The sequence below is a fragment of the Aeromicrobium sp. YIM 150415 genome (assembly GCF_016918125.1).
GTDB classification, from domain to species: Bacteria; Actinomycetota; Actinomycetes; order Propionibacteriales; family Nocardioidaceae; genus Aeromicrobium; species Aeromicrobium piscarium.
In genome coordinates this window covers 199,899-212,753 of sequence record NZ_JAERWM010000010.1, presented here as the reverse complement: position 1 = coordinate 212,753, position 12,855 = coordinate 199,899, and the positions used below count along the sequence as shown (strand labels likewise).

9 protein-coding genes are annotated in these 12,855 nt (G+C 70.2%); 6 read left to right on the top strand and 3 right to left on the bottom strand.

The window, feature by feature from the left end:
• Nucleotides 1-13: 13 nt before the first annotated feature.
• Both JL108_RS06730 and JL108_RS06725 read right to left on the bottom strand, forming a co-directional pair.
• Nucleotides 14-826 (bottom strand): DNA-formamidopyrimidine glycosylase family protein, encoded by an 813-nt coding sequence (locus JL108_RS06730; RefSeq protein ID WP_205197600.1) that lies wholly within the window; start codon nucleotides 824-826, stop codon nucleotides 14-16.
• Nucleotides 819-5,369 (bottom strand): ATP-dependent helicase, encoded by a 4,551-nt coding sequence (locus JL108_RS06725; RefSeq protein ID WP_205197599.1) that lies wholly within the window; start codon nucleotides 5,367-5,369, stop codon nucleotides 819-821. The genes JL108_RS06730 and JL108_RS06725 overlap by 8 nt, the downstream gene beginning before the upstream one ends.
• A gap of 91 nt (nucleotides 5,370-5,460) precedes the next feature.
• Here JL108_RS06725 and JL108_RS06720 point away from each other — a divergent pair, with 91 nt between their 5' ends.
• Nucleotides 5,461-6,444 carry a DUF3048 domain-containing protein gene (locus JL108_RS06720; RefSeq protein ID WP_205197598.1) on the top strand — a complete coding sequence of 328 codons (984 nt, stop codon included), beginning with the start codon at nucleotides 5,461-5,463 and terminating at the stop codon, nucleotides 6,442-6,444.
• A 381-nt stretch (nucleotides 6,445-6,825) separates the two neighbouring features.
• Here JL108_RS06720 and JL108_RS06715 read toward each other — a convergent pair whose 3' ends face one another.
• Nucleotides 6,826-7,575, bottom strand: coding sequence for a MerR family transcriptional regulator (locus tag JL108_RS06715; protein ID WP_185973183.1), 750 nt, complete (start codon nucleotides 7,573-7,575; stop codon nucleotides 6,826-6,828).
• A gap of 103 nt (nucleotides 7,576-7,678) precedes the next feature.
• On the opposite strand from JL108_RS06715, the gene JL108_RS06710 reads away from it, so the two are divergent.
• From JL108_RS06710 to JL108_RS06690, 5 genes are all read left to right on the top strand, one after another.
• A complete protein-coding gene (locus tag JL108_RS06710) occupies nucleotides 7,679-8,236 on the top strand; it encodes a YqgE/AlgH family protein (RefSeq protein ID WP_143914476.1) in 558 nt (185 codons plus the stop codon).
• 210 nt (nucleotides 8,237-8,446) lie between these two features.
• Nucleotides 8,447-8,716 carry a DUF3039 domain-containing protein gene (locus tag JL108_RS06705; RefSeq protein WP_143914475.1) on the top strand — a complete coding sequence of 90 codons (270 nt, stop codon included), beginning with the start codon at nucleotides 8,447-8,449 and terminating at the stop codon, nucleotides 8,714-8,716.
• Entirely contained in the window at nucleotides 8,713-10,413 is a 1,701-nt protein-coding gene (locus tag JL108_RS06700) for a DEAD/DEAH box helicase (protein WP_143914474.1), read from the top strand. Before JL108_RS06705 ends, JL108_RS06700 begins: the two co-directional genes overlap by 4 nt.
• Nucleotides 10,414-10,566: 153 nt before the next feature.
• The gene (locus JL108_RS06695; RefSeq protein WP_205197597.1) at nucleotides 10,567-11,529 is read left to right on the top strand and encodes an alpha/beta hydrolase; all 963 of its coding nucleotides are present in this window, start codon (nucleotides 10,567-10,569) and stop codon (nucleotides 11,527-11,529) included.
• Nucleotides 11,530-11,759: 230 nt separating this feature from the next.
• The gene (locus JL108_RS06690; RefSeq protein WP_205197596.1) at nucleotides 11,760-12,797 is read left to right on the top strand and encodes an LLM class flavin-dependent oxidoreductase; all 1,038 of its coding nucleotides are present in this window, start codon (nucleotides 11,760-11,762) and stop codon (nucleotides 12,795-12,797) included.
• The last annotated feature ends 58 nt before the right edge of the window (nucleotides 12,798-12,855 follow it).

Sequence of the window (12,855 nt, the reverse complement as noted above, 5' to 3'; positions counted from 1 at the left end):
TGAGCGACCTGCGCTACTCAATCACCGATGCGTGAGGGTCTCGCTCGGCCTGGCAGTTCGGACACCAGAAGCAGATGCGCTCGCGGGTGGGGGCGTCACCGTAGTCGCCCTCGGCGATCGGCGTGCCGCACCGGCGACAGGGCAGCCCGGCTCGTCGGTAGACCCAGCGTTCCTCGCCGTTCCGGGTGCTGCCGGTGAAGGAGCGCTCGACCCTGCGGGCGTTCGCGCCGATCACGCGTTGAGCCAGCGCGACGAGGCCCGTGAGGTCATCGACCTCGCCGACGGGACAGGTCGGGGCGACGCGCCGCATGAACAGCAGCTCGTTGACGTACTCATTGCCCAGACCCGCGAGATTGCGCTGGTCGAGCAGCGCGAGGAACACCGGACGCAGCGGATCGCGCCCGAGGCGTTCGACTGCGTCCGTGACATCGAAGCGCTCGCCGAGCAGATCGGGCCCGAGATACCCGATCGCGTCCAGTTCGCGTTCGCGCGGGAGCACCTCCAGGAGCCCCAGCGAGAACCCGACTGCCTGCCAGTCGGCATTCTCCAGCACGGCACGCGCCGAGTGTGCCGGGCGGCGCCACCGGGGCCGTGGCAGCCGGTACAGATGCCAGGCGCCCTCCATCTTCAGATGCGAATGCACCACGTATTCCGGTGTCCGCAGCAGCAGGTGCTTGCCGCGGCTGACCACGTCCTCCACGCGCTGCCCTCGTAGGTCGACGGTCGCGTAGGCCGGGACCCGGAAGTCGGTGACGGTCAGCTCAGTGCCGGCGAAGGCCGCATGGAGATGGTGCGCTGTGCGCCAGACGGTGTCGCCCTCAGGCATCGAATCGCAGACCCTTCAGATGCGCCTCGAAGCCCGCGGCGGCGAGCGCGCCGCCGGCCGGCGTGGAGGCCACCGGCTCGCCGTCGGCGGTCTGGACGGTGAACCGTCCGAGACGCAGCCGTCGCGCAGTGGCGACGAAGGACTGGGCTGCGCGCTCGAGGCGCTCGGGGTCGTCGGTGAAGGTCAGCATCGTCTTACCTCCTCGTTCGAGGAAGAACACGAGCGCACCGTCGTGGAGCACCACGATCGACCCCGCCTTGCGTCCCGGACGATGGCCGAGCTCCCGCTCGGGCCAGGGGAGAGCGGCACCATAGGGGTTGGCCGGGTCGGTGGCGGCGAGGACGACCGCATCGTCATCGCTGGGCTCGTCGTCATCGCGTTGCAGCGAACGGAGCCGGTCGATGGCCCCGTTGGCAGCGAACTGAGCGCCGCCGAGGCCGTCGACGAAGTACCCGCGCAAGGCGCCTCCCGACTGTTCGAGCTCTCGCAGCACGCGATACATCGCCGCGAACCCGCCCGGCTGCTGCTCGGCGGCGACCGCTCCCTTAGTGATGATGCCGTGGCGGCCGAGCGCGAGCTCGGTGCGCAGCAGGGCCGCCTGGGTGCTCTCGGCGGACGGCTCGAGGGCGAACCACCGGCCCGCGGCGACCGGCGGTAAGACCGGACGCGTCGGACGGACGCGCCGCCCTCGATGGAGGCGAGCCCGCGGCGGCGGCCGCTGACCGCGGTGGGCACCCCCTCCACGCAGCAGCGCGCGGATCGGGGCGAAGGTGTCATTGGAGACTGCGCCCGACCACGTCAACTGCCAGAGGGCGTCGACGAGCGATTCGTCCTCGGAGGTATCAACGAGATCGTGCAACTGCCCGAATAGGAAGGCTCCGGATCCGCGCATCGCGGAGAGCAGTCGACCCGCCATCGAGTCCGCTGCCGGGGCATCGGCCGCCGGCTCGGCGACCGGGTCGACGTCTGCGGGGAAGATCCGTACCCACCCGTCATTGCCGGCAAGGGTCCCGGCACCGGACCACCAGACCTCTCCGGAGGCGAGGAGCTCATCGAGCATCGGCGGCTGATAGTCGGCCACCCGCTGAGGCAGGACGAGGGTCTCCCAGGCCGAGGCGGGGATCGGCACGCCGGCCAGCTGATCGATCGCTGCCAGCAGCGCATCGGGGCCACGATGACGTGACCCGACCTGCTGCCAGGCCGGCAGGAAGCGGGCGAAGGTCTGCCGATCGACCGGTTCGACCTGATGCCTGGCCGCGGCGAGGGAACGCGCGCGCAAGCGACGCAGGATCTCGGCGTTGACCCATTCCTCACGTCCTGAGGCGGTCGGATCGAATTCACCGGCCACCACTCTGCGGTGTTCGGCCAGCCGGGCGAGCGCCGTCTCGGCGACAGCGCGTCCCAGACCGTACCGGCCGGCGACGCCCTCGGCGGTGAAGGGACCGTGGGTGCGTGCGTAGCGGGCCACGAGGTCGCCGAGCGGATCCTCCGGACTCTCCAGATGCGCGGCTGCGATGCCCATCGGCAGTGCTGTGCCGAGCGCGTCGCGCAATCGAGCGGCGTCCTCGACGGCCGCCCAGCGCGGTTCCCCGGCGATCGGTACCTCGATGAGACGCCGCTGATCGCGCAAGGAGCTCAGCCAGTCGGAGACCTCGCCGCGGTGCTCGATGTCCGTGCGGGCGGTGATCTCCTCGGCGCTGAGGGGGCCGATCGTGCGGACCAGGTCTGCCACGTGCTCGAGCGATCGTGCGGCGCGCTCGGGCACGAGTCGCTGCAACTCGCGTTCGGTGGTGGCGACGACCTCGGGATCGAGCAGCTCGCGCAGGTCGGTGCGGCCCAGCAGCTCGGCGAGGAGGTCGGGGTCGAGCGAGAGCGCGGCCGCTCGCCGCTCGGCGAGCGGAAGGTCGCCGTCGTACAGGAAGGCACCCACGTAACCGAAGAGCTGCGTCTGCGCGAAGGGGGAGGCGCGCTCGGTGATGACATCGACGACTGCGACCTCCCGGCTCTGGATGCTCCGTGCCAGCCCGGTGAGCGCCGGCAGATCGTAGACGTCCTGCAACACCTCGCGAGCGGTCTCCAGCAGGATCGGGAAGGTCGGATGTTTACGGGCGACGTCGAGCAGCTGTGCGGACCGCTGCCGCTGTTGCCACAGCGGCGCACGGGCACCGGGATTACGCCGAGGCAGCAGCAGGGCACGGGCGGCGCACTCGCGAAAGCGCGAGGCGAACAACGCTGACCCGCCGACCTCCTCGGTGACGATGCGCTCGAGATCATCGGGCTCGAAGACGAAGAGTTCCGTCCCCGGCGGTTCGGCGTCGGTATCGGGTACGCGAGCCACGATGCCGTCGTCGCCGGCCACGACCGATCCATCGATCCCGTACTGCTCCTGGATCCGAGCGCCGACGGCCAACGCCCACGGTGCGTGGACCGAGCGGCCATAGGGCGACAGGAGGACCACTCGCCAGTCGCCTAGCTCGTCGCGGAACCGCTCGACCACCAGCGTGGTGTCGGTGGGCACGCGGCCGGTGGCCTCGCGTTGCGCCGCCACCAGCTCGTTCAGATTGCCGCGGGCATTGTCATCGAGGCCGAGGCCCGCGTCGACGGCACCCGAGCCGGATTCGAGCCGCCGCAGGAAGGCGCCGATCGCCGCCCCCAGCTCGTAGGGCCTCCCGACCGCGTCCCCGCGCCAGAAGGGGAGACGGGCCGGCAGGCCGAAGGCCGGGGTGACGATGACGCGATCGTGGGTGATCTCCTGGATCCGCCAGCTCGTGGCACCGAGCGCGACCACGTCATTGACGCGCGACTCGTAGACCATCTCCTCGTCGAGTTCGCCGACCTTGCGGCCTCCTCGGTCGTCCTCGCCCGCGAGGACGACGCTGAACATGCCGCGATCGGGGATCGTGCCGCCGCTGGTCACCGCCAACCGCTGCGCCCCGGGTCTTGCGGTGAGCGTGCCCGCGTCGCGGTCCCAGACGACCCGCGGCCGTAGCTCGCCGAACTCGTCGGAGGGGTAGCGGCCGCTGATGAGATCGAGCGTGGCGTCGAAGGCCGAGCGAGGCAGTGCGGCGAAGGGTGCGCTGCGCCGCACGATATCGAACCACTCCTCGACGTCGAGGGGCTCGAGCGCCGTCGCGGCGATCGTCTGCTGGGCGAGGAGATCGAGAGGATTGGCCAGCACGCGCAGTCGTTCGATCGCTCCTTCGCGCATGCGTTCGGCCGTCACCGCGCCGGCGAGGAGATCGTGCCGGTTGGTGGGGAAGACCGACCCGCGCGAGACCTCCCCGACCTGGTGTCCGGCCCGGCCCACGCGCTGCAGGCCCGCGGCCACGGACGGGGGAGAGGAGACCTGGATGACGAGATCGACCGCCCCCATGTCGATGCCCAGCTCCAGGCTCGAGGTGGCGACGACGCAGCGCAGCCGACCGGACTTGAGGTCGTCCTCGATGAGCGCGCGCTGCTCCTTGCTGACCGATCCGTGGTGAGCGCGGGCGAAGGCGGGCGGCGCGCCGTCCGACTGCCCGGACAATCCGCCCATGCGTGCGGGACTGCGGGTCTCCGGCTCGATCCGTTCGCCCTCGATCCGCTCGACGTAGACCTCGTTGAGCCGAGCGGTGAGACGCTCGGCGACACCGCGCGAATTGGCGAACACGATCGTGGATCGGGCCTCGAGCACTCGGTCGACCACCGCCTCCTCGACATGGGGCCAGATGGTGTTGCCGGCCTGACGGTCGGCCTCCGGGTCGAGGAGCGATTGCGCGGCCGAGCCCTCCGGCGGCCCGGTCTCGTGGCGAGGCGCGATCTCGGTCATGTCCTCGACCGGCACCACGATGTCGAGCTCCAGGCGCGAGGGTGATGCAGGCGCCACGAGGCGGACGGGGGACTGACCGCCGAGGAAGCGGGCGACTTCGTCGTGGGGGCGCACCGTGGCACTCAGGCCGATGCGCTGAGCCGGACGTTCGAGCAGCGAGTCGAGCCGCTCCAGGGAGAGCGCGAGATGCGCGCCGCGCTTGGAGCCGGCGACGGCATGGATCTCGTCGACGATGACGACCTCGACCGTGCGCAGTGTCTCGCGCACCGATGCGGTCAGCATCAGGAACAGCGACTCCGGCGTGGTGATGAGGACATCGGGCGGGTGCGACTGCAGCCGGCGACGTTCCGAGGGAGGCGTGTCGCCCGAGCGGAGCCCCACCGTCACCTCGCGGAACGGCTCGCCGCGCCGCACGGCGGTATTGGAGATGCCCACGAGCGGAGATCGCAGGTTGCGCTCGACATCGACCGCGAGCGCCTTCAGCGGGGAGATGTACAGCACGCGCACACCGGCGGGCGCATCGTCGGGACGTGGCCGGAGCAGCCGGTCGATGGCCGAGAGGAAGGCGGCGAGGGTCTTGCCCGAGCCGGTCGGTGCGACCACGAGCGTGTGCTGACCGGCCCCGATCGCCTCCCACGCGCCACGCTGCGCAGGGGTAGGCGCGGCGAAGGAGTCGGCGAACCACTCCTGGGTGGCGGGCGTGAACCCCAGGTGCTGCAGCCCGGCCTCGGTCATGGCTCCCATCGTGGCAGGAGGGTCCGACACTCGCCCCTGAAAGTCGACCGGCTACCGCATCCGTCACCAGGGGTGCGGCATTCTGGCGCCTATGAAGTTGCGTGCTGTGATCGCCGCGTCGACGGCTGCCCTGCTGCTGGCGGCCTGCTCGTCCGGCGACGACTCCGAGCCCGACCCGGATCAGAAGGACGGATCCGAACTCGTGCAGTCCTCTCCGCTGACCGGTGAGCGCCTCGAGGACGGATTGCCTCAGAACGCCCCGCTGGCGGTCAAGATCGACAACACGTCGGCCGGTGCTCCCCAGGTCGGCCTCGATCGGGCCGACCTCGTGGTCGAGGAGACCGTCGAGGGCGGCGCCACCCGGCTCGCAGCGATCTTCTACTCCGATATGCCCGAGGAAGTGGGCCACGTGCGCTCGCTGCGCGCCACCGATATCGGTATCGCCAAGCCCGCCAACGCGCACGTCGTCGCCTCCGGCGGCGCCGGACAGACCATGGACCGGATGCGTCAGGCCGAGGTGCCCGTGGTCAGTGAGGACGGCGGCAACGGCGGCTTCAGCCGCCAGCCCGGCAAGGCTGCGCCCTACAACGTGCTGGCGAATCTCGCGCAGATCAGCGGGGACCTCGGCCCGATCGCCCCGACCGTCCCGTACCTGCCGTGGGCCGAGAACGAGGAGGACGCGACCTCCTCGGAGACGGCGGCGACGACCGCCACGGTGCGTTTCGCTCCGTTCCACACGACGGAGTGGGCCCACGGCGATGGCGGCTGGACGCGTTCCAATGGCATCGCGGATCCGGAGTTCACCGCACGCAATCTGATCGTGCTGTTCGCCGATGAGCGGGACGCCGGCTATACCGACCCCGCGGGCAACCCGGTGCCCGAGACCGACTTCGTCGGCGAGGGACGGGCCGTGGTGTTCGCCGGCGGCTCGGTCATCGAGGGCGCGTGGTCCAAGGAGGACCACGGATCGCAGATCCAGTTGGCCGACGGCGAGGGCAATGCGATCCAGCTCGCCCCCGGCAAGTCCTGGATCGAGCTGGTCAACAACAGCACCGCCGACGTCAGCTGGGGTTAGCCGGGAGACTCTCGGAACGCGATCCCCGATCCCGAGCCGTCGGTGGTCGAGTAGCCAGGCCGCGTTTGGGGTGGTTCCGATACGCGTCCTGCTCGCAGAGCTCGCGGTCGCTACTCAACCACCGGTCCCGAGCAGTCGGTGGTCGAGTAGCCAAGGGGCGTAGCCGCGCTGGAGGCTCGCCGTGCCTACTCGATCACCGATGCCCCGGTCCCCGCCCTCGGTGGTCGAGTAGCGGCGAGGAACGAGCCGCGTATCGAGGCCACGCTCGGGTGAGGCGGTTTCGATACGCGTCGCTCGCATGGAGCCATCGCGCGACGGTCGTAGCCGCGATGGAAGCGAGCTTCCTACTCGGACCACCGATCTGACCCCTCGATGGTCGTTCTAGTCGCCCATCTGCTGCAGCTTGTCGCCGATCTCGGTCTCGATCGAGGCACGCAGCTCGGAGCGGAAGATCGCGAGCATCACCTGGCTCGCGATCGGCAGCAGCTCCTCGACGGCGCCGAACACCCGCGGCCAGTCCTGCTCGGGGAGGCCCTCGTCGAGGAAGGGCTGGACGATCTCCTCCGACGTGCGGTGCACCAGGTAGCGGGCGGCCACGCCGAGGTGCTCGCGCAGCAGCGGCACGGCGCCGATGACCGTCTCCGGCGACAGGCCGAGGGCGACAGCGGCGGCACCGGGGCGGACGACCGCCGGGTCGAGGATCCGCAGCATCGTGTCATCGACCTTCTCGATGAGGTCGAGATCGACGAGGGCGTCGATGAGTTCGTCGTCCTGCGGTACCCCGGCCAGGGCCGCGAGGTCGGCGCGGGGCATGAGCACACTGGGATCGTCGGCGTCGTCGCCCGTCTCGAGCAGCGTCATCAACTCGAGCGCGTGGCCGGGAGCGGTGGTCGGCGAGCGCAGGATCGCGTCCTCGACGGCCGCGAGGGTGAAGCCGCGGTCCAGGAGCTGCCGGATCAACTGCAGACGCTGCAGGTGCGCCAGTGTGTAGTAGCCGGTGCGGCCTTCCAGCCGCGGGGGGTCGATCAGACCCCGGCTGGCGTAGGCCCGTACATTGCGCACCGTCATATTGGCGCGCTGCGCGAGCTCGTCGACGGTGAACTCCTCGGCATGGAGCGTGGGTTCACTCATGGTCGCGATCATAGGCGACGGCTCCGCCCTCTCCGATCTCCCGACCCGCCGTCGCGCGCGTCGATCGGCGAGCGAGGGTGATCGAACGAGGCATCATGGGGGCATGGAACCGGTGAGCATGCGAGGTTCGCTCCTCGTCGCCACGCCCGCGATCGATGACGGGCCGTTTCGCCGCAGCGTCGTGTTTCTGCTCGACCATGACGAGGAGGGTGCGCTGGGCGTCATCGTCAACCGCCCGCTGGACTCTGGTGTCGAGGAGGTCCTGCCCGAATGGGGCGGAGCGGTCGACGCGCCCGGGTGTCTGTTCGACGGAGGCCCGGTCGCGATGGACTCCGCGCTGGCCGTCGGGGTCGTCGACGGGTTCGACGTCCCGCCGCAGGGATGGCGGCACATGTCCGGACATATCGGCCTGGTCGATCTGGACGGCCCGGTGCCGGCCCATGGCGTGCTGCGTGGGCTCCGTGTCTTCGCCGGTTACGCCGGATGGTCCGCCGGGCAGCTCGAGGAGGAGATCGATGAGGGCGCGTGGCTCGTCGTCGAGGCGCGCGACCACGATGTCGTCTCACCGTGCCCGGACCTCTTGTGGGCGCAGGTCCTGCGTCGTCAGCGCGACGAGCTGCGCCTGTGGGCGACCTTCCCCGACGACCCCACGCTGAACTGAGGGTTCTCCCACGGGCGGTGAGTTATCCCGTATCCAGGTCCCGAAGCTCGTCGGGCGGTGAGCTATCACGCACCCGCGGCTGTCTGGTGCGTGACAGCTCACCGCCCACGCGGGTCCGCTGGTGATCGCGACGCAGGATGTACCGCGCCGCGACCGCAGGCGAGTCGAACGAGGGAGACCGCTGTCGGGTCAACCCCTTAGGATGGGTCCGTGGGATTCTTCGGACGCGGAACGCAGACCGTTCATGACGAGCGCACTGAACAGCGCACGGACAACGGCGATCACGAGCGCTTCAGTCACTACGTCCCCAAGGACAAGCTGACCGAGGCGATGGTCATGGGAACACCGGTCGTCGCCCTGTGCGGCAAGGTATGGGTTCCCAGCCGTGATCCGCAGCGGTATCCCGTCTGCCCGGAGTGCAAGGACATTTGGGAGTCCTTCTCCGATAAGAACAACGACGACGACTCCTCCGACGAGTGAGCGCGCGCCCGCTGCGCTCATGGCAGCGTGAGGCGTTCGAGCAGTACCAGCGCACGCAGCCGCGAGACTTCCTCACGGTCGCGACGCCCGGTGCCGGTAAGACGACCTTCGCGCTGACCATCGCCGCCGATCTGCTGCACCGTCGTGTCGTCGAGCGCGTCGTGGTCGTCGCGCCGACCGAGCATCTCAAGACCCAGTGGGCGCTCTCGGCGGCCGCGATGGGCATCTCCCTCGACCCGGACCTGACCGGCGCCCTGGCTCCGCAGTTCCAGGGCTACGCCGTGACCTATGCGGGCCTCGCCACCAATCCGATCGCCCATCGCGTGCGTGTCGAACGCCAACGGACTCTCGTCATCATCGATGAGATCCACCACGCCGGCGACGCGCTGAGCTGGGGCGAGGCCGTGCAGGAGGCCTGCGAGCCCGCCGAACGACGACTCGCCCTGACCGGCACGCCGTTCCGCTCCGATGACAATCCGATCCCGTTCGTCACGTACGCCCCGCAGGGTGACGGCTCGATGGCGAGCGTGGCCGACTACTCCTACGGCTACGGCGCCGCGCTGCGCGACTCGGTCGTGCGCCCGGTGTTGTTCATGGCCTACTCCGGCCAGATGCAGTGGCGCACGAGCGCCGGCGACGAGGTCAGTGCTCGGCTCGGCGAACCGCTCACCCGCGACCAGATGGCGCATGCGCTGCGTACGGCACTCGATCCGCAGGGCTCCTGGATTCCCGCGGTGCTCCAGGCGGCCCATCGGCGGCTGCAGGAGGTGCGTCGGGACATCCCCGACGCCGGTGGCCTCGTCATCGCCACCGATCAGACGACCGCCCGCGCCTATGCGGCGATTCTGCGTGAGCTGACCGGCAGTGACCCCACCGTCGTCCTGTCCGACGAGGCCGGATCGAGCCAGCGTATCCAGGACTTCTCGGCGGGCTCGGACCCGTGGATGGTTGCGGTGCGCATGGTCAGTGAGGGTGTCGACGTGCCCCGGCTCGCGGTCGGCGTTTACGCGACCACCACCGCCACACCGCTGTTCTTCGCTCAGGCGGTAGGCCGCTTCGTGCGAGCGCGCCGACGGGGCGAGACCGCGTCGATCTTCGTGCCGAGTGTTCCGGGACTGCTCGGGCTCGCTGCCGACCTGGAGGCCGAGCGCGACCACGTGATCGGCCGTCCGGTCAAGGACGAGGCCGACCTCTTCGCCGCCGAGGCCGAGTTGCTGGCCCGGGCCAATCGCGAGGAGCCGGCGATGCCCGAGGAGCTCGGCACCTACCGCGCGCTCGGCAGCGATGCGTCCTTCGATCGTGTGGTCTACGACGGCGGCGAGTTCGGGTACGACGCGATCGCCGACGACCCCGAGGAGCTCGACTTCCTCGGCATCCCCGGTCTTCTCGAACCCGACCAGGTGGCTGAGCTGCTGCGATCGGCTCGCTCGAAGAAGGCGCGCGACGAGATCGCCCAGCGCGCCGCTGCACCGAGCCCGGCCGATGAGGACGTCGCCTTCGAGCGACGCTCGGAATTGCGACGCGAGTTGAACGCCCTCGTCGGGTCATGGCATCACCGCACCGGCACGCCGCACGGGGTGGTGCACAACAAGCTGCGATCGGAGTGCGGTGGCCCGCCGGCCGCCGCCGCGACCACCGAACAGCTACAGCACCGCATCGACCGCCTCCGCGAGTGGGCCCTGCGCGCCTCCGGCTGACGCGGCAGTGATCTCGATGCATCGGGGTCGTCGGGACGACCTCGATGCATCGCCATCCGTCCGGTGTGGCACTGATGATGATGCGTTGAGGTTCCTATAGCGACCAGAATGCATCGTCATCAGTCCGCCGGGCGAGCCGCTAGGGTGACCGCCATGAACATGCCCTGGCGTCTGCGCGTCCTCGGGGCGGTCCTCAACCGGGCCGCCGAGCCGGTCGAGGAGGTGACCGACCACGCCGCCGCTCGAGCGCGTCGCCGCAAGCTCTGGGCCTCGCCCGCCGGCGCCGCCGTCTTCGGCCGGGCCGACAGCCGCGTCACGGTGGAGGATCTCGATATCGCCTTGCCCGGTCGCACCTTGCGAGCGCGGGTCTACCGGCCGAGCGGTGTGGGTGACGGGCTCCGTCCCGTGGTGGTCAACTACCACGGGGGCGGATGGGTTCAGGGTGAGCCGGAGCAGTCCGAGTGGTTCGCCAGCCGGGTCGCCGCGCGGACGGGTGCCGTCGTCATCTCGCCGTCCTATCGGCTCGCGCCGGAGTACCCCTATCCGGCGGCCGTGGACGACGCATGGGAGGCGCTGTGCTGGATCGTCGAGCATGCCGAGCGGCTCGGCGTCGACGCCGGCCGGGTCGCCGTCATGGGCGACAGCGCGGGCGGCAATCTCGCCGCCGTGACCGCGATGACGGCGCGTGACAAAGGCGGCCCGGAGGTGGGTGCGCAGATCCTGATCTACCCGGCGGTCGAGATGTACGAGAAGTACGCCTCGGAGATCGCGATGCCCGATGCTCCCGTGCTCACATCGGCGAACATGCGTGCCTTCGTGCGGCTGTATCTGCAGGACGCCTACGGCACCGACGACCAGCAGGCCTCGCCGCTGCGGGCGGGCTCGCATGAAGCTCTGCCGCCGGCGTTCATCCTCACCGCCTCCGCTGATCCGTTGCTCGACAACGGTGTTCACTACCGCGATGCCCTGCGCCGCGCCGGAGTGCAGGTCCGGTACCGCGAATACGATGCGGCCATCCACGGGTTCGTCAGCCTGCCGGGTCTCATGCGCGGCCCGGCTCACGCGGCGCTCGACGATGTCACGGAGTATCTCGCCGAGCACCTCGTCGTCGGCTGATGGCCCCACCCTCCCAGGGCGGTGGGTTACGCACCTCTCGTCACGGTGGGCGGTGGGTTACGCACCTCTCACGGCGGTCGAGGGGTGCGTAGGTCACCGCTCGACGTGGGGAGGGGCCCGGGAGGGGTGCGTAGGTCACCGCTCGACGTGAGGAGGGGTCGGGAGAGGTGTGTACGTCACCGTCCAGGTGGCGAGGGTGGAGCGTTGGTGCTCGGTGGGAGAGTGGAGGGGTGAAGCTCTCGGTCCTGGATCTCGTTCCCGTCCGCAGCGATCAGACCTCCGGCGACGCGCTCGCCGCGACGGTCGAGCTCGCCCGAGCCGCCGATGCCGCGGGATTCGAGCGGTACTGGGTGGCGGAGCACCACAACATGCCGGCGGTCGCGGCGACCTCGCCGCCGGTCCTCATCGCCCACCTCGGGGCCCACACCGAGCGGATCCGGCTCGGATCCGGCGGTGTGATGCTGCCCAATCACGCTCCTCTGGCGGTCGCGGAGCAGTTCGCACTGCTGGAGGCCGCGCATCCCGGACGGATCGACCTCGGCATCGGCCGCGCGCCCGGTTCGGACCCCGTGACCTCCTGGGCCTTGCGTGGCGCCGCCGGTCGCGATGACTCCGATATCGAGAAGTTCCCCCAGTACCTCGACGATGTCATGGCCCTCATGGGTCCCGACGGGGTGCGGGTCCCGGTGCCGCGTCAGCAGTACATCCTCAAGGCCACGCCCGCCGCCTCGGGCCGGCCGGTGATGTGGCTCCTCGGCTCCTCCATGTACTCGGCACATCTCGCCGCCGCCAAGGGGTTGCCTTATGTCTTCGCCCACCACTTCTCCGGACAGGGCACGGCCGAGGCGCTCGCGACGTACCGCAGCGAGTTCCGCCCGAGCGACTACGCGAGCGAGCCCCGGACCTTCCTGACCGTCAACGCGGCGGTCGCGGCGACCGAGGAGGAGGCCGCCGCGCTCATGCTCCCGAATCTCATCACGATGGCGCGCCTGCGCACCGGTAAGCCGCTGATCCCGCTGCAACTCGTCGAGGAGGCGCGGGCGATGGAGCTGTCGGAGGTCGAACAGTCGGTCGTCGACGCGGGCCTCGCTCGCGCCGTCATGGGGACGCCGGAGCAGGCCGCGGCACAGACACGCGACCTTGCCGAGCGCTTCGAGGTCGACGAGGTCATGATCCATCCGGTCGCCTCCGCCCACGAGGGCACCGACCCGCGGTCCTCGCCGGCGCGGGTCGAGACCCTGCGACTCCTCGCCGACGCCCTGGCCTGATCGATCCGGGCGAGCCTTGCGGGAGTCTTCTGCTCCCGTTCACCTGGCCATCGCCGCG